Annotated in this window: 24 protein-coding genes and 1 tRNA gene; 9 read left to right on the forward strand and 16 right to left on the reverse strand. The window is 48.3% G+C overall.

Annotated elements, in window-relative coordinates; genetic code table 11:
* Nucleotides 1–81: 81 nt before the first annotated feature.
* Entirely contained in the window at nucleotides 82–1083 is a 1002-nt protein-coding gene (locus G499_RS18370; RefSeq protein WP_051295835.1) for a glycosyltransferase family 2 protein, read from the forward strand.
* Here the strand turns inward: G499_RS18370 and G499_RS0101940 are convergent.
* The 11 genes from G499_RS0101940 to G499_RS0101985 form a co-directional block, all read right to left on the reverse strand.
* A complete protein-coding gene (locus G499_RS0101940) occupies nucleotides 1064–1735 on the reverse strand; it encodes an ABC transporter ATP-binding protein (RefSeq protein ID WP_026998544.1) in 672 nt (223 codons plus the stop codon). The two genes, G499_RS18370 and G499_RS0101940, sit on opposite strands and share 20 nt — an antisense overlap.
* A 167-nt stretch (nucleotides 1736–1902) precedes the next feature.
* On the reverse strand, nucleotides 1903–2166 hold the full coding sequence (locus tag G499_RS0101945; protein WP_026998545.1) for a CBU_0592 family membrane protein: 264 nt from the start codon (nucleotides 2164–2166) through the stop codon (nucleotides 1903–1905).
* A 6-nt stretch (nucleotides 2167–2172) separates the two neighbouring features.
* Nucleotides 2173–3102 carry a GNAT family N-acetyltransferase gene (locus G499_RS0101950; RefSeq protein ID WP_026998546.1) on the reverse strand — a complete coding sequence of 310 codons (930 nt, stop codon included), beginning with the start codon at nucleotides 3100–3102 and terminating at the stop codon, nucleotides 2173–2175.
* A gap of 40 nt (nucleotides 3103–3142) precedes the next feature.
* On the reverse strand, nucleotides 3143–3703 hold the full coding sequence (locus G499_RS0101955; RefSeq protein WP_026998547.1) for a hypothetical protein: 561 nt from the start codon (nucleotides 3701–3703) through the stop codon (nucleotides 3143–3145).
* A gap of 6 nt (nucleotides 3704–3709) precedes the next feature.
* Entirely contained in the window at nucleotides 3710–4090 is a 381-nt protein-coding gene (locus G499_RS0101960; RefSeq protein ID WP_026998548.1) for a Rid family detoxifying hydrolase, read from the reverse strand.
* 282 nt (nucleotides 4091–4372) lie between these two features.
* Nucleotides 4373–4774 carry a ribonuclease P protein component gene (rnpA, locus tag G499_RS0101965; protein WP_026998549.1) on the reverse strand — a complete coding sequence of 134 codons (402 nt, stop codon included), beginning with the start codon at nucleotides 4772–4774 and terminating at the stop codon, nucleotides 4373–4375.
* Nucleotides 4775–4903: 129 nt separating this feature from the next.
* Nucleotides 4904–5062, reverse strand: a complete 159-nt coding sequence (rpmH, locus tag G499_RS21405) for a 50S ribosomal protein L34 (protein WP_081413602.1) — start codon at nucleotides 5060–5062, stop codon at nucleotides 4904–4906.
* Nucleotides 5063–5155: 93 nt separating this feature from the next.
* The gene (locus G499_RS0101970) at nucleotides 5156–7363 is read right to left on the reverse strand and encodes a hypothetical protein (protein WP_161627671.1); all 2208 of its coding nucleotides are present in this window, start codon (nucleotides 7361–7363) and stop codon (nucleotides 5156–5158) included.
* Between the two features lie 22 nt (nucleotides 7364–7385).
* The gene (locus G499_RS18375) at nucleotides 7386–8408 is read right to left on the reverse strand and encodes a hypothetical protein (RefSeq protein WP_154658278.1); all 1023 of its coding nucleotides are present in this window, start codon (nucleotides 8406–8408) and stop codon (nucleotides 7386–7388) included.
* 56 nt (nucleotides 8409–8464) lie between these two features.
* Nucleotides 8465–8548, reverse strand: a tRNA-Leu gene (locus G499_RS0101980).
* Between the two features lie 90 nt (nucleotides 8549–8638).
* A complete protein-coding gene (locus G499_RS0101985) occupies nucleotides 8639–10090 on the reverse strand; it encodes a hypothetical protein (RefSeq protein WP_026998551.1) in 1452 nt (483 codons plus the stop codon).
* A gap of 274 nt (nucleotides 10091–10364) precedes the next feature.
* Here G499_RS0101985 and G499_RS21410 point away from each other — a divergent pair, with 274 nt between their 5' ends.
* Nucleotides 10365–10517 (forward strand): DUF2256 domain-containing protein, encoded by a 153-nt coding sequence (locus tag G499_RS21410; protein ID WP_081413621.1) that lies wholly within the window; start codon nucleotides 10365–10367, stop codon nucleotides 10515–10517.
* Here G499_RS21410 and ybeY read toward each other — a convergent pair.
* The 4 genes from ybeY to G499_RS20820 all read right to left on the reverse strand — a co-directional run bounded on the left by ybeY (nucleotide 10494) and on the right by G499_RS20820 (nucleotide 15735).
* Nucleotides 10494–10940 (reverse strand): rRNA maturation RNase YbeY, encoded by a 447-nt coding sequence (gene ybeY / locus G499_RS0101990; RefSeq protein ID WP_026998552.1) that lies wholly within the window; start codon nucleotides 10938–10940, stop codon nucleotides 10494–10496. The genes G499_RS21410 and ybeY overlap by 24 nt on opposite strands.
* A complete protein-coding gene (locus G499_RS0101995) occupies nucleotides 10933–11331 on the reverse strand; it encodes an ATP-binding protein (RefSeq protein WP_026998553.1) in 399 nt (132 codons plus the stop codon). The genes ybeY and G499_RS0101995 overlap by 8 nt, the downstream gene beginning before the upstream one ends.
* A 6-nt stretch (nucleotides 11332–11337) precedes the next feature.
* Complete coding sequence (locus tag G499_RS0102000) at nucleotides 11338–14619, reverse strand: DUF4175 family protein (RefSeq protein ID WP_026998554.1); 3282 nt, start codon at nucleotides 14617–14619, stop codon at nucleotides 11338–11340.
* Nucleotides 14620–14904: 285 nt separating this feature from the next.
* Entirely contained in the window at nucleotides 14905–15735 is an 831-nt protein-coding gene (locus G499_RS20820; RefSeq protein ID WP_161627672.1) for a thioredoxin family protein, read from the reverse strand.
* Between the two features lie 167 nt (nucleotides 15736–15902).
* On the opposite strand from G499_RS20820, the gene G499_RS0102010 reads away from it, so the two are divergent.
* The 3 genes from G499_RS0102010 to G499_RS0102020 all read left to right on the forward strand — a co-directional run bounded on the left by G499_RS0102010 (nucleotide 15903) and on the right by G499_RS0102020 (nucleotide 18046).
* A complete protein-coding gene (locus G499_RS0102010; RefSeq protein WP_026998555.1) occupies nucleotides 15903–16310 on the forward strand; it encodes an acyl-CoA thioesterase in 408 nt (135 codons plus the stop codon).
* 137 nt (nucleotides 16311–16447) lie between these two features.
* Nucleotides 16448–17602 (forward strand): ABC transporter permease, encoded by a 1155-nt coding sequence (locus G499_RS0102015; RefSeq protein WP_026998556.1) that lies wholly within the window; start codon nucleotides 16448–16450, stop codon nucleotides 17600–17602.
* A 6-nt stretch (nucleotides 17603–17608) separates the two neighbouring features.
* On the forward strand, nucleotides 17609–18046 hold the full coding sequence (locus G499_RS0102020) for a nucleoside deaminase (RefSeq protein ID WP_026998557.1): 438 nt from the start codon (nucleotides 17609–17611) through the stop codon (nucleotides 18044–18046).
* Between the two features lie 40 nt (nucleotides 18047–18086).
* Here G499_RS0102020 and G499_RS0102025 read toward each other — a convergent pair whose 3' ends face one another.
* The gene (locus G499_RS0102025; RefSeq protein ID WP_026998558.1) at nucleotides 18087–19121 is read right to left on the reverse strand and encodes a peptidoglycan recognition protein family protein; all 1035 of its coding nucleotides are present in this window, start codon (nucleotides 19119–19121) and stop codon (nucleotides 18087–18089) included.
* Between the two features lie 236 nt (nucleotides 19122–19357).
* Between G499_RS0102025 and der the strand changes: the two genes are divergently transcribed.
* From der to G499_RS0102045, 4 genes are all read left to right on the forward strand, one after another.
* Entirely contained in the window at nucleotides 19358–20668 is a 1311-nt protein-coding gene (gene der, locus G499_RS0102030) for a ribosome biogenesis GTPase Der (protein ID WP_026998559.1), read from the forward strand.
* Between the two features lie 94 nt (nucleotides 20669–20762).
* Nucleotides 20763–21887 (forward strand): DNA polymerase III subunit beta, encoded by a 1125-nt coding sequence (gene dnaN / locus G499_RS0102035; protein ID WP_026998560.1) that lies wholly within the window; start codon nucleotides 20763–20765, stop codon nucleotides 21885–21887.
* A gap of 241 nt (nucleotides 21888–22128) precedes the next feature.
* The gene (locus G499_RS0102040) at nucleotides 22129–22857 is read left to right on the forward strand and encodes a hypothetical protein (RefSeq protein WP_026998561.1); all 729 of its coding nucleotides are present in this window, start codon (nucleotides 22129–22131) and stop codon (nucleotides 22855–22857) included.
* Nucleotides 22858–22880: 23 nt separating this feature from the next.
* Nucleotides 22881–23423 carry a hypothetical protein gene (locus G499_RS0102045; RefSeq protein WP_026998562.1) on the forward strand — a complete coding sequence of 181 codons (543 nt, stop codon included), beginning with the start codon at nucleotides 22881–22883 and terminating at the stop codon, nucleotides 23421–23423.
* Nucleotides 23424–24207 lie beyond the last annotated feature (784 nt).

Here is a 24207-nt window from a genome sequence, read left to right on the forward strand (position 1 = left end):
AGCCCGAAATACCTAATGCCGATTGGCCAAGATGCTAAATTTTGCGTATTTTGTTCAAAATGCGCATACCCAAACCCTCTTATGAAATACTCCGTCATCATTCCGGTATATAACCGACCACAAGAGCTGGCAGAGCTGCTCGAAAGCCTTGCCCGCCAAACGCTCAAAGACCCCTCTGTGCTGATAGAAGTCATTGTGGTAGATGATGGCTCGCGCCAACGTGCTGAGCCAGTGGCTGCTCAATATGCGGAGCGGCTCGATATACATTATTTTTACAAGACCAACTCAGGGCCGGGTAGCGCTCGAAACTATGGGTTTGAGCGGGCTTCAGGCGATTTTTTCCTGATGTTTGACTCTGATTGTCTCATCCCACCCGACTATTTCAACATCGTCCACAAGCACGTCAAGTACAACGAAGTACAATCATTCGGAGGCCCCGATGCCTCCCTGCCCAGCTTTACGCTGACCCAAAAGGCCATCAACTATGCGATGACCTCTTACTTCACTACCGGCGGCATCAGAGGGAAGAAAAAACGCATAGGGCCTTATCAAGCCCGCAGCTTCAATATGGGTTTTTCGAGAAAGGTGTATGAGGCCACCGGCGGCTTCCGCAACTTGCGTGTCAGCGAAGACATCGACCTCAGTATCCGTATCCGCAAGGCCGGCTTTGAGACTGTACTCATCCCCGAGGCCTTTGTATACCACAAGCGCCGCACCAGCCTACGGCAGTTTTTCTTTCAGACATATGCCTTCGGCAAAGGCAGGGTCAATATTGCCAAAATATATCCATCAGAAGCGCGCTTGGTACACACCTTCCCCACCTTGTTCGTTATTTTCTGCCTATCGATGATTTTTACCCCGTTGTTGAGTTTTTCTTTTTTTCAAATTCAGCTCTCGGCGGTATTGTTTTATCTGACCTTGGTACTGTCTGATGCCATTACCAGCAACCAAAGCCTGAGCGTGGGTCTGATGGCAGTGCCTACAGTATTGGTACAGATGACAGGCTATGGCCTCGGATTTTTGGATGGCCTTATCAGCCCCAAGAATTTGGGTACAGCTCGCGCTAAGCCGGTGAAGGAGTAGCGGGCAGTAGCTGGCCAGCTTTGATTTCGAGCGTGCGGTCGGCCATTGCCGCCAGCTGCTTGTCGTGTGTTACAATCACAAAGGTCTGCCCAAACTCTTCCCGCAGCTCAATAAACAAGCGGTGCAGCTCTTCGGAGTTGCGCTCATCAAGGTTGCCACTAGGCTCATCGGCCAATACTACTGCGGGTGCGTTGATGAGTGCCCTAGCAATGGCCACACGTTGCTGCTCTCCGCCTGATAGCTGTGCGGGGGTTTGTTGGGCAATATGATTGACTCCCAGCCGCTCCAGCAAGCTCATCGCTCTTGTTTCCACCTCTTTTTTGGGTTTCTGAGCAATCCAAGCCGGTAAGCATACATTTTCTAGAGCGTTAAATTCTGGCAGCAGGTTATGAAATTGGAACACAAAGCCAATCCGCTCATTGCGAAACTTGGCCAGCTTGCGCGATTTCAAGCCCCAAACATCTACCCCATCTATCTGTACGCTTCCTTTGTCGGGCGTATCGAGTGTACCCAGCAAGTGTAGCAGCGTACTTTTACCTGCGCCCGAAGCCCCGACGATAGACACAATTTCGCCTTTCTGGATTTCTAGGTCTATCCCGCGTAGTACCTCTCGCGCCTGATAGGATTTGTATAGTTGTGTTGCTTGTATCATCATAATTGTACTCAATGAAAATTGGAAAATGGATGTGCCAAACATCCTTGAGAATCAAATCAGCTAAAGCTAGGTATAGGTTATTGTCAAGAGGGGAATCAGGGTTGAGTAAGTACACTCTAAGGCCAACCCCCTTAGGTTGTTTTTTGAGTGGCTATGGCCTCACTTTATACGACCGATTGTTTTTTCTTATAAAGCGTATACCACGCCCATCCTGCAATAGCCACCCAGATGATATTGACTACCATAGAAGGGTAGGCTTTGTAGTAGCCTGTGTTGAGAATCAGCCCGATACTGCCCCAAAAATTCAGCCCCTGATAAAAGCTAGAGTGAGGCGAAAGCCTGCCATAGCTAAGTCCTGCATAAGCCCCTACGATGGCAACAGAGCCAGTCCAACCGGCTAATTCTATCAATATTTTGGTTGTGTCCATATGGTGTTAAAGGTCAAAATCAATCTGATAACATTCGTGTGGGTAGGCTACCGCTCCCCAGCTTTGTTTCCACTCCCATAGCCCTTGGTTGAGGGTTTGGCGCAGTGGTGGGCTATTGGAAGTCCCCAAACTCAAGCATCGGTAGCCCGCATCTTGGTAGCGCCGTATCAGCGTTATCAACAGCAAGTCCAGTGCGCCTAGCTCCCTCCCTTGAGGCGTAGAGGCGATGTACTGGGTGTGGGCCACATCAGCATTGGCATAAATCACTACTCCGGCCAGCCACCGTCCCTTGGCTGTCCAAGTGCCATAAAGGCGGATGTGTTGCTCAAAGTTAGCGGCCAAGGTGCTGATTTCTAGCAAGCTATGTGTGGGATGTGTTGCATAGCGCTGGTGTAGATTGGGTTCTAACACTTCGTTCCAGTAGCCCTCAAAGTCGAAACTACGGCCTGTGTATAGGCCGGCTTTTTGGGCTTTACGCCAGCCCCTGTAGCGGCGTTGCTGCATCCGTCGTGGGTTTTGTAGGTCTACTACAGCTCCGGTCTGTACCAAATTTCGTGTAGCATTGACCAAGGCTAGGGCAGCTGTTTCGGCTCCCCAAGCATAGGGCGACGCATTATAATAGCCAGGGATAGGACGGTATTGGCATCGTGCCAGCCCCAAAGACAGGCAGGCGGTAGACAATGCGCTCCAGCAAGCCTTTAAGAACAAGGGGTCGGGGGCTTTGAGACAGATAAAGGTGCTGAAACTCAGTCCACTATGGGCGTGCAATATTCCGTTTTTTTGGTTGGCGGGCAATACAGCGACCAAGCGCTCCTCTTGCCAAAACATCCAAGAAGCATCCACAAACCGATCTGCGTGATAATCGACGTAAGCGCGCTCAAACAAGAAATGCCCATTGTAAGCATTTCGTACAAACGTATCCCACAGGGTTCTCATCCTAGGCTGATAAGGCCTAGCTTTCAGCACTAGGGGCGCGTTAGTGGTTGTTTGTGTTAAGGTGATTGACAAGTTGGTGCAAGTTTTTTTGGTGAATACGGCATTGTTGGGCAAAACTCAGGCAAATGCCAATATAGCCTGCCAACGAGACCATTGCCGCTATCAAGGCATAATGCCGGCGGTCGGGGTCTGTGCCGAAGAGCAACAACAATACGGCCAAAATGCACGCCCCCATCCCCAACAAGAAGCGCATATCTGGGAAAAGGCGATAACGCACCAATACCAGACAGCCTTGGGAGGTAGGCTCTATACGCCCCAAAACCAAGGGAGCGAACAGTGCTTGCTCACGAGGGAGGGTGTAGAGCCTGAAGCTGTCAGGCTTGACAACACCCCAAAAACGAAATCGGTAGGGGGGCGCTGGCCGTGCCCAATTGTGTGGAAGGGGAGCAGTAGTAGCCAAGGCGGCATCTAACCCCTGCACTAGCCGGTTAGGGGAGATTTGCAGCACCAAGGTTTCGGTATGGTAGAGCCACCATTGAGGGCGCTGCAAGCGCCAATGGCTTATTTGTTCGCCTTGCCTAGCCCACCATCCACGACGCATCGGCAACTAGCTTTGTACAGCGATACAAGAAATCTCCACATTCGCGTCCTTAGGGAGGCGTACTACCTGCATGGCTTCGCGTGCGGGGGCTTGCTCAGTAAAAAAGCTGCCATACACTTCATTGACAGCGACATAATCATTGAGGTCGCGCAAAAAAATACTGCACTTCACCACATTGCTCCAGTTCATTCCGGCGGCTTCTAAGATAGCGGCTAGGTTGCGCATCACTTGGGTGGTTTCGGTGCGGATGTCTTGGTTATGGAAGTTGCCGGCAGTATCGAGCGCTATTTGCCCCGAAACATACAATACGCCCTGTGCTAGAACGGCGTGGTTATAAGGGCCTACAGGCGTGGGCGCTTGGGCGCTATTGACAATGGTATGTGCCATAAGTTTTTGGATAAAGTAAAAAGCCAGATTAAGGCATTGGTCTAATGCCTCTCCAAAAATACGGAACTATTTGCAATACCCAAGAGTTCGGAGGCTGAAGGAAAAAGCCGATATTGTTTCCACACCTAGGGCGGGGTAAGTAGTTATGGGGTTTTAATTTTGAGCGCCTATTTGTTTTAAGTGTTTGATTTTCAATGTGATATGCGATTATGTTAGTAATTATACCCAATCAAAATTGGTTTGGGAAATGTGTCTGCCGAAAATCCTTGAGAATCAAGAAAATCAAATCTTGTCAATCTTGGTATAGTTTCCTGCTTCTTTGGTGGTTTGGCTCAGCAACTTGGCCATTTTTTTAGCGATAAACGAATAGTCAACGACCTCCTTGGCTACCAAGACCATTGCCACATAGTCAACGGTATACAGCCCTTGTTCGTTTTGCAAGAGGGTGCGTTGTAGGCGGTATGCCTCGCGCATTCGGCGCTTGAGCAGATTGCGTGTAACTGCTTTGCGGAAGCGTTTGCGCGGCACAGTAAAGAGCAACTGAGGGGGAACAGTGCTGGGCACAGCCGCAGGCAGGTAATAGAGCTTGAAGGGGTACAAAAAAAGAACTTTGCCTTGCGAGAAAAGTTCTTCGATGGTTTTTTGGCTGCAAAGCCGTTGTGTTTTTGGAAAATGATATGTCATACCACTGGGGCTTGCAGGCTCGTGTAACCACAAGCGGATGAAAAAAAGTGGGAGCTGAACTTATGGCTGTTGCCAACCCGCCCAACTCCTACCAAATGCATTTGTAAGGAGTTAAGGACAACATTATCCTTATCCTTTGTGGCGGCGCTCGCTAGAAACAGTCAATCTTTTGCGACCTTTAGCACGGCGGCTAGCCAATACTTTTCTGCCATTGACAGAAGCCATACGAGCGCGGAAACCGTGCTTGTTACGGCGCTTTCTGTTAGAGGGTTGATACGTTCTTTTCATTATGCTATACGTGTTTAATGCCTTATTCCTACAAAAGGACTGCAAAGATAAGGGAATCTCCCAAGGGATTCAAGCCTTTAGTAAAATATTCTGTCAAAACATCTCATCCAAGTACCAACACTCGCCAATGGCCTGCTGTACATACTTGGTATTGCGATAGTTTTTGAGGGCTTCAAAGGCAGGTTTTGCGCTCAGGGGAGCGCGTGGCCCGGGGCTATAGTCATAGCTGTTGGGGTCGCTTTCAAATTGGATATAGTAAGTGTTTTGTTGGCATTTGGCAATCATAAAGAGCGCCTCGGCAGCTATTTCGGGCTGTTTGTTGCGTTTGGCAAGCTCTAGCGCATGGGTGTAATACTGGATGGCTAGGCTTTGGTCATATCGATGTCCGGAGAGCTGCTGCTCAGAGGCGTTTTCGGGGTATTTTTTGTAGTAATGTATCAGCCAAAGATCTGCGCTGCTGCGGTAGTTATTGAGGATGTGCCAACTGTTGCCAAACCAAGTCAGGTTGTAATAAGCGTGGCCTACAAGTAGGGCGGCTTGAGCGGCATCTTTGCCATTTTTCTGGCTTTCAGCTATATATTCCAGCATTTTCTGAAGCCATTGGCGGCGGGTATACCGCGCTTGTCGTTCTTCGCGGACGTTGTTGTGTTTGAAATTGGCGTAGAATGGGTCTTCTGGTAAACGTTCTTCTTGGGTTTGCTCAGGGTATTGCGCATACCATTGCGCGGCTTCTTTGAGGCGGTCTTCACGGATGAGGTAAGCCGCTTTGAGCTCTATGTAATATGCCTCATCACGTGTGGGCAGGCGTTCCATCAATACCTCTTCGTAGGTTGTCTTGTTAGGTTTGCGCACAAAGTCCAGCAGCTCGTCCACAAACGCTGCGTTCTTGCCTGCTGTCCATACATCTCCCCAAACTTGGGGGTTGCTTAGGAAGGCCTTGGCTCCCTGCCCCTCGCGGGCATAGAGGATGGCCATTCGTTGTTTATAGAAATATTGGAGGCTGAAATTTTCCTGGTCTTGGTCGTCCATCAGTTGTTGGAACCACTGGTTTTCGATTTCGGGGCTGGTTTTTTCGAGGGTCGAGAGTTTGATGGCTAGCTGCAACAAGCGGATTTGTTTTTGGACTTTGGGGTTTGTGGTAGAGGCTAGGGCTTGGTCGAGTACTCGTTGGGCATTGTCATAGTCAAGTGCGAGGTATTGTAAGTACCCATGGGCGATTTGCCAAAGCGTTTGCCGTTGGAGTTGTTTGGAGTCAATGGCCTTACGCACCCAGGCGGTTGTTTGGTGTAGGTAACGTTCTTTTTCGGAGAGACTCATCTGAGTGTTTTTGTCTATAAACAAAAAATTCTCCTTGTCATATTTATTGAGCAGCAAGTATTCGAGTTTGTTGATTTCGCGCACTAGCAGGGTTTCGAGGTATTCGCTGTTGGGGTCTAGTGCCCAAATAGCATCCATCTCTTCGAGAGAGTTGCTGAAGGGCTTGATTGCCCTGAGGAAGTAGAGCGCAATCTGTTCGCGTTTGTTTTGGCAAAGGGCTAGGGCAGCATTCCAAGTATCGTCATCTGCGACTCTGAAGCTATAGTAGGCTTGCACACGACGGCTGGGGCAACGGTCATAGATTTTTGCAAATAGATAAACCGCTTCGGCAGGTCGCTCGGCGTGGATAGCGCCGGCCAAGTCGCTTAATATCCAATCTTGAATCAGGCTTTGTTCTTTGGCCAAGGGCTGCGCATATTGTTTGTAGAGGCTTTCTACAGTGCCTAGATGATGATAATGTGCCAAACGCCCCATTTGGTAAGCCACCCGTAACTTGAGCCAGTTGGCTTTGAGTGTGGTGTATAGTTTCTGGCCTTCGGCAATGAGTGCCTTGGCTTTGGGTTGGTCAGTGCGTAGTTCTTCCCAATAATGGCGTTCTTCAATCACATTGATGGACTCACATTGTTTGGCATAGCTTAGGTAGGCAAAGGCTTCTGTTTTGAGCTGTGCACGAATGGCTTTTACGGCGCTATTGCTAGCCCATCCCGTAGGGGTTTGGCCTTGTGCAAGGGCGCTGAGCGTTTCGGCTTCGGCGGTGTAGATAAGCAGTTCCAAGTCTTCTGTGGTGGCTTGGCCTTGTACGAAATTACGCCACTCGGCCAAGTTATCGGCGCGTTGGGCGTTGGGCGTGTTCCAGTCGTAGTCGTAGAGCCGGTCAACAGTGAAAAACAGCGGCTTGTGAGTATCAGCAAGCAGTAGTTTGGGCTGTACAAAGGTGTAATATTGCTCCGAATAGTCCTCATAATAGCCACAGATGGCATTCATTAAGACAGGAAAAAAGAGGGCATTAAGGGTCAGTAAAGCGGTTGACCAAGGTTTGAAGTGCATCCGTGCCATAATAGCGGAGGTTTTGTTCGTCAAGATGATAAAAAATAACTTGTAGTGGGTCTTGGCGCAGGTGGGGTTTGAGCAGCGTTACGGCCTCTTCTAACATGGCGAAAGTAGGCATTTCTAAGCGAATAACATCGTTTTTGTACAAATAATATCCCTGCTGATAATGGCTCTGCCTTACGCGGTAACGTTCGCCTCCGAGAGTTTGGTAGCGGAGACTATCTTGGAGTGCCAGAGGACTGAGGGCATGTAGTAGTTGTACGGTTTGCCCTTGGCGTTGTACTACTCCCCAGCCAAACACAGGCAGTGCCAGATGTAGGGGGAGCGGGTAACGGTCAAAGTTTTTGAGGTAGCCTTTGGCGGCCTTTAGGTCTAGAATAGAGTTTTGGGTATCGCTGGCGCGCACATCGCTCATATTATAAAACATCAATACGCCCTCAGCCACAGGAGGCGTGCCGGTGTGCTCAAAAAACTTGACCTGATGTAGCCTGACAGTAGCCGATAGTCGGTATTCCGGACATAAGCGGGCGAAAGCCTTTAGGAATTGAAAATAACGTTCACGGGTCTGCTGCGACCAGTCGCAATCAAACTGTACTGTATGGCAGGTAGTTGCTGTGGGCAGCATCTGCTTGAGCTTGTGTGTTACCCGTTGTGCAAGGCTGTCTACTCCCGCAGGGCTAAGCCGGGAAAAGGTACGGTTGGTAATAAAGACAACCGGAATCAAGGCGCGCTCCACGGGCAGGCTGTCTAGCAGGCGCAAGGGCGCTACAGGAATGGGTTGTGTAGCATTCGGTGGATAATCTACGTCAAAAAAACGCAGATATAGCGGGTTGCCGGCCTTTTGGGCGAGTGCCGTTTGCTCGAAGGGGCTTGGCTGCCATGTGCTGCGCCAGTAGTAATAGTGTAGGGTGGCGCTTTGGCGCGTGTGTTGTTCGGAAGGAGATTGATGGCAGGCCAACAAAAAAAAACAAATACTCACACACAAAAGGTGCAAGTATTTGCTTATCACTTTGTGAAAATTAATTTCACGTATTGTGCGCACGGGGAGAGTCGAACTCCCACACCAGTTAAGGCACCACCCCCTCAAGATGGCGTGTCTACCAATTTCACCACGTGCGCATTGGTATTTCCCGAATGGGTTTGCAAAGGTAGGTCTATTTTTGGGTACTTCCAACAAAATCGAAAAATATTTTTTTAAAATCTATCCAGTTATGCGCTGAGACGGGCCACGAAGTCGTCATCAGCCTTGACATAGGTTGTTACTGAGAAGCCTTGGTAGCTTGTTTTGCGCAGCTTATCGAGCAGGGCGCGGATTTTTCCCTCCTTGTCGCTGCGGCTGCTTTGCATAGAGGCTTTGAGTATCTTGACCATCATCACCACGTGGATGCAGGTTTCTTTGCCCAGCTGTCGGATTTGTCGTTGGATGCTGTTGATGAGTTGCGCCAGCAAGTCGCTCTCACGCATGAGGCAATACTGAATGGACAGCAACAGCTTTACTTCGAGATATACATAAGGGTATTTTTTGAGGCTGACCGTGTCGAGCAGTTGGTTAATCCATTTGGCGGCTTGGTCATAACGCTTGACATGGTAGCAGCTCAGCGCTCTATAACACATATAGATGGTATACTGTGCCACATCCTGAGGGTCTGGCTCAAAATCAGCGAAGATGGCCTCATTCTCTGCGTAGAGGCTGTCAGAAGTACCCATACGGTTGTGGCGTTCGAGCTTGGTCAACAAGAAGCGCGAAGGGTATGTGTAGGCGTTATAGGAGGTCAGCAGGCGTTCAGAGGTATCATTGACCTCATCAAAATATTTTTCGGCCTTACGATAGAGGCGGTAGTGGTTGTAGTATTCTAGGCGCAGGAAGTCGAGCAACACATTGAGATGAAAATAGCTGGCATCCATGGTATATGTTCCAAAGATGCGCTCCATCTTATTGAAAATGTCTTCTATGGGCTCAATCTCATCATCGGGCATCATTTCGCCTTCGGGTTCTACAAAAAGGCGGTGGAAAATACCCACACAGCTTTGGTAAATATAAAGGCGGTGTGATTCGGGATAGGCCTTACAAATCTTGATAATTTCTTGGTTGGTCAGTGAAAGCTCTTCTCGGTCGTAGTCATTGTCCGAAAACAGGAAGTTGCCATACTTCTTAAAATACTCCGTCAACATCCCTTCCACTTTATCTACCGAAAGCATATAAGCCACATTTTTATTGTAGGCCTGCGAGTAGTTGAAACTTTCTTCGGAGTGTAAACTTAGCTTTCGTAGTGCTTTATAGACTTGTGTAAGTTCGTAAGACAAGTCGTAGTTTATCAGCTCTTTTTCTAGCTTTTTGAGCGTAGTAATCGCAATTGTGCGTTTCTTGGTGAAGATAATTTCGTTGATATTAGCAACTTTTCTGAGTAGGTCTGTTCGAGGGCTTTCAATTTGAGAAAGTAAATATTCTTCTATTTTCTGATTGAGGCGTGAGCGCAAAGTATAGTATGCGTTGGGGTTCACATCCAGCTCTTGCATAATTTTCTCATCCGAAAACTGCTGTTGGTGCATAAATTTGAGCAAGTAAGCCGATTTCTCCGCATTGCTATCCATGAGGATTTGGTAGATTTTCTCAAAATCCTCTTGTGATAATTGCCGAATGATGTTCTTAAGCTTTGCCATAAGATTGTAGTGGGATTAGCAGCTTTAGCAGTAAAACAAGAAAAAAAGGTAGGCGCTGTGCGTTGGATGTAAGCAATTGAATGCAAGATATAAAAAAAAGTGGCTAGTCAATATTTTCGCACAAAATATTTTTTAGTGTTCCTAGCTCAGGGCGCGATACTTTTGCAGCTTTGAGCAAAAAAGCACCAACTTCGCACCATCCTTACATGGCTTTTTATGTATTTTAATCTCTTTTGGCTGCAAACCTCTGGGGGCTTGGTTTGGTTATATGCCTATGAGAAAAAAGTCTGACCTACCTACCAAGGTCTGCCTTGTTTGTGGGCGGCCTTTTGCTTGGCGCAAGAAATGGGAGCGATGTTGGGAAGAGGTGCGCTATTGTAGCGAGCGGTGTCGCAGGCAGCGCTCAGGAGCCAAAACGCAGGGCTAGGCACTGGTCTTCTTTTTGGCGCATGGCCTGTGCTTCGGCCTCAGTTTTGTCGGGATAGCCTAGGAGATGTAGTACACCGTGGATAAGGACTCGGTGTAGCTCTTGCTCAAAGGGTACTTGCAGTTGCTGGGCGTTTTCGCGTACACGGTCTATGCTGATAAAAATATCGCCTACGATACCCTCTTCGTCCTCCGAATTATCGAAGGTGATGATATCGGTATAGGTATCGTGGTCGAGGTATTCGAGGTTTATCTTATGGAGATACTCATCAGAACAAAAGACATAGGTCAGCTCTTCGAGCTGCCCGCCTTCGGTGTCTACTACGTTGGCAATCCAATCGGCTGTTTGGGTAGGGTTGGGGAGGGCAAAATCAATATCCTCCACAAAAAAATCAATTGGGGGTAGGGTATTTTGCTCAGACATAAAAAATCATTTCAACACAAGCCCCTTCTTTGGTAAAGTTGACCTCGTCGCAGAGGTGTTTCATCAAGAAAATACCTCTTCCGCCGGGTTTGTCGATATTTTCGGGGGCGGTAGGGTCTGCTAGGTTGGTGTAGTCAAAGCCTGGCCCTTCGTCCTCTACCATAAAGCGGACTTGGTTTTGGTTGACTTGTACAGAGAGCCTGACGAGGTTGTCTTTTTGTTGGGCATTGCCGTGAATGATGGCGTTATTGACAGATTCGGTAACGGCAACCATAATATTGCCATAGATATCATCGTTGATATGGCATTGGTTTTTGATGTTATCAATAAAGCTTTCCACTATTCGGATGTTTTCCACCAAGGAGGGGATTTGTATCTGAAAAGTCTGCATAGGGGGCTATTGGTCTATTTTTTCGAAGTACAAGTCTATCTCTTTTTTGTAGTAGGGCGAGAGCGCCGGGGGTACGGTTTTGAGCAGTTCTACTTGCTTTTCTTTTTGTTTGAGGTATTGGTCTAAGTTGGGCGGAGTCCGCTTATTTTTGTTTTTGCTTGTTTCGGCCTTGCGTTCTTCTTCTTCGTCTTGTTCGCGCATGGCTTTTTCTGATTCTAGCAATCGGGTTTCGATATTTTTCTGCCGCATCAGTGTTTCGTCAGAGAGGCGTTTGTTTACCAAGTCTTTCTCGGTCTCTTCCATCAGTTTTTGGAGTTGTTCAAGTTCTTTTCCTCCTTCGTTTTTGCCCATTTTTTTGGCGGCTTCTTGAAGCGCACGACGTAGGCGCTCCTGTTCGGCTGCTAATTTAGCAAGTTCCTCTGAAAGTTCTCTACCTGATTTTCCACTTTCTTTCAATTGTTGGATTTGTTGGTTGAGCTGTTGTTGTAATTGGCTTATATTGGGCTTGCCGCTTTTTTGCTGTTTGTTGGGTTTGCCTCCGGCATTTTGTTGCATTTGTTGGGCTTGGCTTTGCATCTGCTGGAGGATATCGTTGAGTAGTAGGGCCAGGTTATTGAGCGAGGTCATGGCAAATTGTTGTTTGCCCACGGCCATGCCTACATTGCGTTCGCGCAAGAAGTAAAGGCTTTCGTTGAGATGATTTTTGAGCGCTTCTACTTCTTTGGTTACAAAAGACTCTATCTGGAAGACACGCTTGGCCAGCGATTGGAGGCTGTCTTCAACCATTTTGACATCATCCTTCATCTTGAGTTGGCGCTGGGTGAGGTCTTTGAAGCGTGGGTCAGACATACTCACAAGCCTAAAGTCTTGCATCAGCGACTCTTGGTCAAAAGAGAGTTTGACGATATTTTCGAGCAGTGCGCGGAGGTCGTCCATATTTTCTTGCATTTGCTCTTGTTGCATGTCGGCCTGCATTTGCTCCATTTCCTCGGCCATTTCCTGCATTTTTTGGCCTGCGTTTTTTTGCGATTCTCCTGCTTTTTTCTGTTGGTTTTTTTGTAGTTGGTCTAAGCTCTTTTGTTGTTCTTGTTTGATTTGCTCCTCTTGCTCTGAGAAGTCCTTGAGGTCATTGGGGTCTTCGAGGCTGTTGTTGAGCTCTTCGAGCTTGTTGAGTTCTTCTTGTATCTGTTCAAAGCGTTCGTTGAGCGCCTCTTGTTCTTTTTCTAGTGTTTGTGGGTCAGCTTGTTTTTGTTCGGTTTTTTCGGACAAGGCTTTTTGTTCCTCAGCAAGTTGCTTGAGGTCTTTGGTAGTTTGTTCGAGTTTTTGTTCTACTTGCAATTGTTTGAAAAGCTCTAGGGCGCGTTCGAGCTCTTTTTCGAGGCTTTGTTCGCTGTTTTGGAGCTTGTCAAGTTGTTGGAGTATGGCATCATTCTGCCGGTTTTGTTCTAGCAGCTTTTGCAGCTCTTCGTAGAGTTTGCGTGTTTCCTCATCCATTAGCTCATCCATTAGCTTGTTGAGCTGTTCCATTTTCTCGCGTAGTTCGTCGCTTTGTTCGGAGAAACGCTCTTGTTTTTGGTTGGTGAGTTGGTTTTTTTCTTGTATTTGGCGCAGCTCCTCCATCAGCTCTTCGCGTTGTTTGAGCAGGTCTTCGAGCATTTTTTTATCCTGAAAATCCAACGACTGTTTTTGCAGTAGTTTTTGCTGGAGTTTGTTGATGTCTTGCTGTACCTTACGAGTTTTCTCGATGGTTTTTTGAATTTGGGAGCTAGTTTGAGAGGCCGCAGTATTGATTTCTTCGCGCAGGGCTTGCTCATCGGGTAGCTGGAACACTGCCACGCCTGTACGGGCGCTCTTGGCTCCGTTTACGCCGTCGTTGTCCCATACTTGCGCATAGTACTCTATCTTATCGCCGGGAGCCAGCTGTAGCGGCATCAGGTCTATCTGATAATAATAGTTTTGGATGGTTTGGTTGGGGCTGACAGGCAGCTTGACGGTTTGGTAAGCGCCTGCTCGGCCCTTACGTACGATGCGGAAGCCTATTTGCAAAGCACTCAGCCCATAGTCATCAGAGGCACTCCCTCCGATGCTGAGGTACTGGAAAATAGCTTTATCCTCAAAGGACTGCATATTGATTTTGGGGTGTTGGTCGGGGATGACCGTAATCTGATAGCTGATTTCTTCCTTGTTGCTGCTATGTTGATTTTGAAGCTTGATTTGGTAGCTTTCGGCTATTTTGGCGGTTTTTTGATATACAAAGCTTCGGTTGCTTACTTTCTGTATCTTTTCGGGTTGGGCTTGGCCAAATTGCAGGCTAAGGCTTTCGGCCTCGGCGGTTTTAAACTCCCACTTGATTTGGGTGCCTTCGGGTACTACCAAGTTGCCGATATTACTCCACTCCTCAGCTGGCTTGCCTAGGTAGGCAGGGTAGTTGAGCGATGCTTTGAACGACAGCAGTGTGGGGCGCAAGCGCAAGGCGATATCGTATTGATCGGAGTTGAAGCCCTCTGCCGTAAAATAAAAAGCCGTATTTTTTTGGAGCTTGCTAAAGGTGTAGCGGTATTGCCCGCCTCCTTCGGCCTGCATTTTGTAGCGGTTGCCGCTGCTCATCAGGTATACTTCGGGCGGGAGGGCATAGCCTTCAAGCTTGAGCGAAACGGTGAAGTCTTCGTTTTTGTAGGCTTCTAGTTTTTTGTTTTGTAAGACAAACTGGAAAGGAGCCGGTGTAGCAAATTCCCGCTCATATTGGATAATGCGGCGAGCACTCTCCGTAAAAAACTCCCGCTGGATGACCCATATTCCCAAAAACAACAACAGCAAGGGCAACAGATAGCGCAGGTATTTGCGGTTTTCGTTGTAGTCTACTGCCTCTGTGAAACGAATGGGCGAAAGCTCCACTGTCCGTTGTTGGAGGCTGGCCTGTAGCAACATATTAGAGGGTAGTTGTGCGGCGCCTTTGTGTAGCTGTAGGGTATTGAGCAGCTTGTCGCGCACAGTAGGGAAGTGGCGGCCAATCCGTTGGGCGGCTTCTTCGTCCGAAATAGGCTGGCGTAGTTTCAGCAGATAGCTCAATGGGGTAAAGACATACCAGCTGACCGCTCCCACAAGCAAGGCCAAAAAACTATAGAAAAATACGGCACGAACCGTAGAGTCGAAACGGCCAAAATATTCTAAGGTACTAAAAAACAGCACGGCGGCCAATACAATGCCTCCTGCAATGAGTGTACCTTTCAACAAGGCATTGGTATAAAGCTTTTGTTTGTACTTCTGAATTTCTCCGAACAGCTGCATATCCGTCTTAGGGTTTTAGAGGTAGGCGGTCAAAGGCTAGACCTTTCCAAAGATACGATTTTCTTTTCAATTTTTATGCACGTGTACGGCCTTCTGACAAGTTGGCTTTTTTGTTGGCTTGATTTTGCCTGCCAACAAATGCCGGATACGTTAGGCTCTTTGGAGGGTAAACGACAATGAGAGGCGAAAAATTTCGTCTACAGGTCGGTATCTGGCTTGTAGCCTAGCACAAAAAAAGCCGGTGTACTTTAGAGCAACACCGGCGATTTTGTGTAGTGGAGTTGGTTAAAACTCTTGGTTGATGCGTTCTTTGAACTCTTCTAGGTTGAAGCCGTCGGGCAAAAACTCAGTGAAGAGCTTCAGGTCGTCTATTACGCTCAGGGTTTTGGCTTTGTCGCCGTTCTCATAGGCGTGGGTGAAAACGCTTTCAAGATACATCATCGTTTCTTCGCCAAAAGCTGTTTTGAATGCGCTGGCGTTTTGGATGAAGTACTTGTATTGAGCGCTGTCCGAATCTTTGATATAGCTTTTCATCAGGCTGAAGTTGGTAGGCTCAAGCAGGGCTTTGTTGTCGAGCTTGGCAAAATGAGCCATCACATCCGCACTGTAGGCTTCATCGCCATCCATCAAGACCCAATATTGTAGTTTTTCTTCGGCGCTAAGGGTGCCTGCTTTGTATTTTTTGCTCAATTCGGGCATTTCGAGGGCTTTTTTGCCTACTTCTATAAATGAAGCCGCAGGCATAGAACCGAGTTGCTTGTAAACCAATGTGCCATCTCCATCAACAAAGAGGTAGGTAGGCATCGCTTGCCCGCCATATTTTGCGAAAATTTCTCCACCACGGTCTTCGTCTACATCAATTTTGTAAGACACAAAGTTGGCATTGAAAAACTCTCCCACAGCTTTGTCAGGAAACACTTCTTTGTCCATCATTTTGCAGGGGCCACACCACTCGGCGTAGGCATCTACAAACAAGAGTTTGTTTTGTTTTTTGGCTTCTGCCAAGGCTTGTTCCCAAGTACCTTTGAAGAACGTAATGCCGTTTGCGTAGCTGTGAGCAAAGCTTAGCAGGATGGCTAAGCTCGCTAAGAAGGTTGTTTTTAATAAATGTTTCATAAAGTTGCTCATTTGAGAATGGGTATGTAATACAAGTTACGACTTTTTTGCAAAAACCTAAAATAATGCGTGTCTTTGTAGCATCAATAGCGCTACAGATCAGGGTTACTGCCTAAACGAGTGCTCATTACACGGGAGTATAGTTTTTTTACAAAAAATTGAAACCAATGTTCATACATCAAACCCAGATACGTGTACGATATGCCGAAACAGACCAGATGGGCTATGTGTATTATGGCAACTATGCTAGCTACTACGAAGTAGCCCGTACGGAGGCGCTGCGGGTGCTGGGGTTCCCATATGTCGAGTTAGAAGCAGCGGGGGTGATGTTGCCCGTCCGTGAAATGCACATCCGATACCTACAAGCCGCACGATACGATGATTTGTTGAGCCTAGAGGTCAAGGTGGCGCAGATGCCCAGTGCCAAAATTGATTTTGAATACCGCTGCTATAACCAAGACGGAGTGCTGCTCAATACCGGAAGCACAACACTCGTTTTTGTAGACCAAAAAACGGGCAAGGTGATGCGATGTCCTACAGATATTGCCAAGGCTTTTGCGGCATATTTTGGCTAACTTATGGGCGACACATATTGATGGCATAAGGTTTCTCCAAGCCAGTGTATCTGAGGAGAGGAGCTGAAAATCCTTGTGCTTCAAGAAAATCAGCTCCTATACAAACTTTAGACAAAAAGGCTTTGTACCTTTGTTCTATGCTGTACTTTTTACAATATGCGCTTCAATCATTATGGCGGCGGCCTTGGCGTGTCGTGGCCATCATCGGAGTATATACCCTAGTGGTGGGGTTTTATGCGTCGGTGGTGTTTTTTGTCAATGCGCTCCAACAAGAGAGCGACCGTGCATTGGGGCATTTGCCTGAGCTTTGGGTACAACAGCTGGCCGGAGGCCGGCTTGTACCAATGAAGCAAAGCTGGGTAGACTCCCTACAAGGCATCCGAGGGGTGCGCCAGATACAGCCGCGTCTTTGGGGCTACAATTACGATTCGCCCACAGGAGCAGTATTTACCCTCATGGCTGCTGATACCCTCCCCCCAGAGGGCTTGAGCTTGCTCAAGACCTTGCCCCAAGGGCAGAGGCTACAGCCCGAAACGGCTTGGGTGGGCACGGGGCTGCTCGAAATGAGGGAGCTTGCCCTAGGCGATGATATCACACTCTTTGATGATAGTGGTGAGATTCGTAGCTTTCGCATTGTAGGTGCTTTTGAAGCCGCCGCCGACTTGCTCACCCGCGACCTCATTGTGCTCCATCCATACAGCGCCCGAAAGATGTTGGGCTTGGCAGAAGATGAAATTACAGACCTAGCCATCAGCATTCACAACCCGGACGAAATCAATAACATAGGCCGCAAAATAGACCGACAATTTGCCGGAATAAGGGTTGTTACTGCCGACGAGCTGCGCAGTACCTACACAGCCCTTTTTAGTTGGCGTGGGGGTTTGTTTACGTATGGCACCTTACTATCACTCCTAGCTTTTTTGATTTTGATATGGCAACAGGCTACCGGAATGACCGCCGAGGAGCGGCGTGAGTTGGGCGTGCTCAAGGCCATTGGTTGGGAAATATCAGATGTACTGCAGGTTAAATTTTGGGAGGCAATTGTACTCTCGTTTACAGCCACAATGCTCGGGATGATGTTGGCCTATGGGCATGTATTTGTGCTTGGCGCACCTATGCTGAAGCAGCTGCTGATGGGCTGGTCCGTGTTGTATCCTCAGTATGTCTTGCACCCCACGCTCGACTATGCTTCTTGGTTGACTATCTTGGCGTTGTCGGTAGTGCCCTATGTGGCGGCTACTGTGTTGCCGGCTTGGCGGGCGGCGATTATCCCTCCGGCAGAAGTAATGTAAACGACTATGCTCGAACTTACCCACGAATATTATATGCAGTTGGCGCTCAAACAGGCGCAGATGGCCTACGAAGCTGGAGAGATTCCGGTGGGAGCGGTCATATTATCGCCCAAGGGCATCGTGGCTCAAGCCCATAACCAAACCGAGCGCCTGCAAGACGTAACTGCCCACGCCGAAATGTTGGCCATTACTGCCGCCGCACAACATCTGGGCGCCAAATACCTACGACAGTGTACGCTCTATGTAACGCTAGAGCCTTGCGTGATGTGCGCAGGGGCCTGTTATTGGGCTCAGCTTGGCGCTGTCATTTATGGCGCTGCCGACGAAAAGCGCGGCTTTGGAAGCCAAGCGCTGGGGCTGCACCCTAAAACCAAAATCATCGCAGGGGTTTTAGAAGAGGACTGTAAAGCGCTTTTACAGGCTTTTTTCAAACGCCTACGTTGATGGGTCATAACACATACAAATACTCAGCCGTATGCTTGTGTTATAATGCTTGCAAGAGGTCTATGAGCTCGTGGTGTGGGTAGGCATCCGTTTTGTAGAGCAGGTAAGAGTTGTGGGTATAAATGCCTTCACGCCCGTTCATTGCGTCGCGGCTCCAGTCAAAAACTCCGCTTTTACCATCGTGGAAGGTGTTCTTGTCAAAATTGATTCCATATTCTTCAACCAGACACTTGAGCAAACCGTAGAGGCTTTGGAGTTGTTGGGGGGTATATTTTTCAAAATACCAATGCCCCTTCCATTGTTCTTTGAGGGTGTATACCCTTTCGGGAGGAACAATGCCACCATAGTCATTGTGGTATGTATTGCCAGCCTTTACCAAAAAGCCATAGTTGCAAAGCTCGATACCAATGGCGCGGGAGTCCAAATCCATCCGCCCTACGCCCAAATGCCAAGCCCAGTAGCCCTTGGGGATGACCCGCAGGATGCTGCCGTCAGCATCAATGATAAAATCAGTCGCTACTTGGGCAGGGTGCATATCCCACCACTGCTTGGTATTCCAAGCCGAGCCACTTCCGGCAGTATGGTGAATGACAATTTGTTTTTTGGCGCTTACAGTCTGAAAATATTGCCCCACCCGCAAAAAAGCCGGCGTTACACCTGGGTAATCAGGCTGCTGTAGTTTTTCGATAAATGCTTTTTGGCTTTCTATTCTGTGAGCCTTACAAAAATCTTCTTCTGCTTTTTGCGAAAAAGGCCCATATTCGCCATCAATGGCTCCGTAGTAATACCCTTTTTCTTGGAGGAATATTTGCTTCTGTTCGGCAGTCAGGCTGTGGTCGAGGGTGGTACTTTGTGGGTGCTCCCATTCTTGGCGAATCTGTAAGAGCGCCTCAAAAGTATGGGCATCTACTTGCCCTGTTACAAATTGGACTTCTTGAAAGGTACGTACGGCAGCAGTAGTTAGCGGGCCGTAGAGGCCATCAACAGTGCCGTGGTAGTGGCCTAGGCGTTTGAGTATTTGCTGAATTTTGAAAACACGCTTGGTATGCGCATCGCCTTCCTTGATAGGACCCATAGGCTAGGTAGTTTGTAGAGATATTTGCCATTGTGGCAGTCAGTATCACAACACATTTAAACCTAATCTGTCCGTCAAAAGTTTGATTTATCAGTATCAAAGTAGAATACTATTCGACCAACGGCCAGTTTGCACAAGCAGAGGTAATCGGTTGGGCAAGAGATGTACACAAAAAAAACATTTTATCATAAAGCTTCGTATCTTTGCGCTTTCATTGTTGATACCCCCTTTGTTTTATGTCGAATATTGTAGCCATCGTAGGCCGCCCCAACGTTGGCAAGTCTACGTTTTTTAACCGCATGATAGAGCAGCGCCAGTCGATTATAGACGACCAGAGCGGCGTTACCCGCGACCGTATCTATGGTCAGGCGCAGTGGACTGGGCACTTTTTTACCCTTGTAGACACGGGCGGCTATGTCGTTGGCTCTGATGATACTTTCGAGGATGCCATCCGCAATCAAGTACGCATCGCGATGGAGGAGGCGGATGTGGTGTTGTTTATGGTCGATTGTACGACCGGATTGATGGACTTGGACAAGGATTTCGCCAATATCGTACGCCAATACAACAAGCCGGTCATTATTGTAGCCAATAAGGCTGACCACTACGAAGCCCAGCAGTCGGCAGTAGAGTTTTACGCCCTCGGCCTGGGGGATAAGCTTTTCCCCATTGCAGCACAAAGTGGCTCCGGCACAGGTGACTTGCTCGACGAGATTGTGAGTTTGTTGCCCTCTCCAGACGAGATTCCCCAAACGCTAGAGCTGCCCCATATCGCCGTGGTAGGTCGTCCCAATGTGGGTAAGTCCTCGTTTGTCAACCTGCTTTTGGGCGAAGAACGCAGCATTGTTACCAATATCGCCGGTACTACCCGCGACAGCGTACACGCTGTATACAAGGCCTTCGGCCAAGAATTTGTCTTGGTAGATACTGCCGGTATCCGCCGCAAAAGTAAGGTACACGAAGACGTAGAGTTTTATTCCGTGATGCGCTCTTTGCGTGCGCTCGAAAGCACAGACGTTTGTATCATTATGATAGATGCCGAGCGTGGTATCGCCTCTCAAGATGTAAACCTCATCGGGCTGGCCGACCGCAACAAGAAGGGCATCGTATTGATGGTCAATAAGTGGGATTTGATTGAAAAAGACCATCGCACTGCCGATGAGTTCAAGAAAGAAATCTATGAACGTATCGCCCCAATGACCTATGTCCCTATTTTGTTTACGTCTGTGCTCAACAAGCAACGCGTATTCCAGAGCATCCAAAAGGCGATGGAAGTATACGAAGCTCGCAGCCAGCGTATCCCCACCTCGGCGCTCAACGACGCCCTCTTGCCCGAGATAGAGCGTTATCCACCTCCGGCAACCAAGGGCAAATACATCCGCATCAAGTATGTAACCCAATTGCCGACGGCTACCCCGGCGTTTGCCTTTTTCTGCAATCTGCCCCAGTATATCAAGGAGCCGTATGCACGCTATCTCGAAAACCAAATCCGCAAGCATTTCGACTTTGAGGGCGTGCCAATTCAAGTGTTTTTCCGTAAAAAATAGGGCGAAAAATCAGGCCTTTGCGTGGCTGTATCTCCTCCTTTCTGTTTGTATCTTTGTAACATAGACTACCCGTATACGAAAACCCACCACTGATATGAAGTTAATCGTCTCTTCTGCTGTTCTCCAAAAGCAACTGGCTGCTTTGAGTAGCGTAGTGCCTTCTAATCCGATAGTACCAATTTTGGATAACTTCCTGTTTGACCTCAACCAAAATGAGCTGACAGTCAGCGCTTCTGACCTGAATGTATCCATGACTACCCGTGTGAGCGTAGAGTCTACGGATACGGGTCGTGTGGCCGTCCCTTCCAAAATTTTGCTTGATACGCTCAAAAGCCTGCCTGAGCAACCGATTACCTTCGCTGTAGACCCTGATACGCACGCCGTAGAAATCACTTCTTACAGCGGTCGCTATAAGCTGCCGGGCGAAAGTGCCGAAGACTTCCCGCGTATCCCTAGCGCAGAGAAGAGCGAAGCTAGCCTCGTAATTCCTTCAGAGGTGCTGGGCAAGGCGCTCCACCATACGCTCTTTGCCGTAAGCACAGATGAGCTGCGCCCTGCAATGACAGGGGTATATTTTGACCTCAGCCCCGAAGAGGCGGTATTGGTCGCTACCGATGGCCACCGCCTTGTACGCTACACCCGCAAGGATGTGCAGTCAAGCCAAGCCATTGGCGTGATTGTGCCCCGAAAAGCATTGGCTACACTCGAAAAAGCCCTCCCCAATGATGTGGATGTACACGCTGAGTTTGACACCTCCAACGCCTTTTTCTCTTTTGGCCAATACCACTTGGTAGCCCGCCTCGTTGACGAGACTTTCCCCGACTATCGCAACGCCATCCCTGTAGAAAACCCCAATAAGCTCGAAATTGAGCGTGGCGACTTCTACAATGCCATCAAACGAGCAATGATTTATGCCAACAAAGCTACCCACCAAATCCGCCTAAAGGTATCAGAAACACAGATGCAAATCTTTGCCGAAGACCAAGATTATGCCAACGAGGCCAACGAGCGCCTTGCTTGCGAATACAACGGCGAAGAAATGGAGATTGGCTTCAACGCACGCCTCTTGTCTGATGTATTGGCTAATATCGACTGCAAGGAGATGACGATGGAAATGTCTACCCCCCGTAAGGCTGGCATCGTAAAACCCAAAGAGCAGCCTGACTATGAGGATACGCTCCTGCTCATTATGCCAGTAATGCTGAACAACAGCTACTAAAAAAATAAGTATGACTACAGATAGAAGCCACTCAAATCTCTTGGGTGGTTTTTTTATGGCTTCCACCACGGCAAAGCGCTGGAGCTATTGAGCATCACTACACAGCATACAAAACCCATAACTTTGGCGCTCGCAGTGTTTTTTTTGGGAGATGTCTCAATTTTCAAGGAATTTTCAATAGAAAATACTAACTTTAAGCGTTTTTTAGACCCGTTATGCCTCACACCTAAGCTTCCTACTTATGAGACACATCCCATTGATTATAGCCCTATTGAGTTGGCTGATTTTAGGCCAGCACCTCGCAGCGCAAATTGTTCAGGAAAACACCATAGACGGCCAGCAAAACCTAGAGGCTATCAGTAATGGTGATCTCAACGGTATAGCCCGCACCTACAACAACCGTTACCAAGGCATACAAGGCTCACCCTATTGGCTCGACACTTGGTACGAAGGGCGTATTTTTTTGAGCAAAGACACCATCCAAACCACTGTCAAGTATGATGGATATGCAGATGAACTAGTAATGCGCAACAGGGCCGGCGACTCGGTGTTGGCCGCCAAGGTTGCGGTGAAAGGCTTTGAGATTCTGCAGAATAATAAAGTCTATTATTTTAGCAAGTTTGACCAAAGTTACATGCTCGAAGGGCAAAAACTAAGGCCTACCTATTTGAGAATCTTGGTAACAGGAACGCACACCATCGGCATTAGGCACGGCAAACGCCTCCTGCCTGCTGATTATCAGGGGGCTTATAATGCCAACAGACCTTATGACCAGCTAATCGACGAACAGAGCTATTATTATATCCATACAACGGAGTTGCAAAAATTTAAGCCCAACAAAAAGCAAGTATTGGCGCTCTTGTCTGGTGAAACGCAAACGGCGGCTGAACGCTTTATCAAAGCCGAAAAGCTCAGCTTCAACAACGATGAAGACCTCATCCGTTTATTTGAGTACCTTAATGCCCTCTAAATCAGTCTAAAAACTTGTCTCTTATGCAAGCTTTTACTTTATTTTTTAATAACAGATGGCCATATTATGGGCTGTTGTACAGCGCAATACTGCTGATGTTTTTGGCCGGCTGTAACACCAAAGACCGCACCCCCTCACTCAAAGAACAACTGGCGCACCTCTGGCAAGGCGATACGCTGCGCCTAGGCCTGAGCGCCAATGGAATATCGATTACGCAACTGGCGCAGTTTTCGGCAGATGCCGGAGCAATCAACGAACTGCTGGAGCCTCAGTCTATTGATTCGCTAAATCTATTGTTGAACAATGACGGCACGGGCGCGCTTATCAGCCCACAGGAGTCGGTTACATTTAGATGGCAAGTAGATGAGCGGGAGCGCCAAATATTGCTTCAGACGGATGTCCCGATAGAGCTTTTTGAAGGCCAACAACTCGACCGGCTGAAGATCATAAGCTTGTCCGCAAGTCGCCTACATCTCCAAACCAGTGTGGAGCAGACCATACAGCCCGAAGGGTTTCTTATCCCAATTCGGGCTACTATAGAAATCAATCTGATTTTTGTTCGCTAAGGTTTTCCCTACTACTGTCCCGAGCTTTTTGGCCTATAGCCTGCCACTGTTGGTGGGTCTGATAGCCTATGTGTATGCGGGTAAGTGTGGGTTGGGGATGACCTTCGACTCGCTCCAATACCTACAAGCCGCGCAAGATTTAGCCGCCGGCCAAGCTCCCCGAATGGCCGATGGCAGCCCCTTTAGAGATTACCCCTGGCTTTATCCGCTCGTATTGGCGGCGTTGGGCAACACACGCCTCTCCTTGGTGATTTGGCTACAGGGCTTCTTGTACCTCCTTAACCTTGGGCTGTGGGGATACTGGGCGCACCGACTGCTGGCAAATTATTATCTCAGCCTAGCGTTTGTATGGTTGTTGGTCTTGAGTACTCCTTTTTTGCTAATACACAGCTTCTTGTGGTCCGAGGCCTTGTTTGTTACACTCCTCTGGGGTAACTTTTATTACTTGTATCGAAGCCCTGCACATTGGCAGTCAAGGCATGTTGTCTTTTTTCTAGCTGCCTGTATGCTGTTGATGGCACAGCGCCACGCCGGAATTTGGTGGAGCATAGGGGCTGGGGTATGGGTATGGCATCAAGGCAAACTGAAACATTGGACCTATCAGGCTGTGCTGGGTTTGTTTGTCTTTGGTCTTTTGGGCTATGGCTGGTGGATACAATACCGTATCAGCGGCTCGTATCAACACCGGCCGGGTTGGGACTTCGTGGAGGCCATTGGCCAAAGCAGCTTTATTTTGAGTGCCCACCTAGGGAGTTGGTGGCTGCCTCTGGCCTGGCCGGAGTGG

The organism is Eisenibacter elegans DSM 3317, from assembly GCF_000430505.1.
Classification (GTDB): domain Bacteria; phylum Bacteroidota; class Bacteroidia; order Cytophagales; family Microscillaceae; genus Eisenibacter; species Eisenibacter elegans.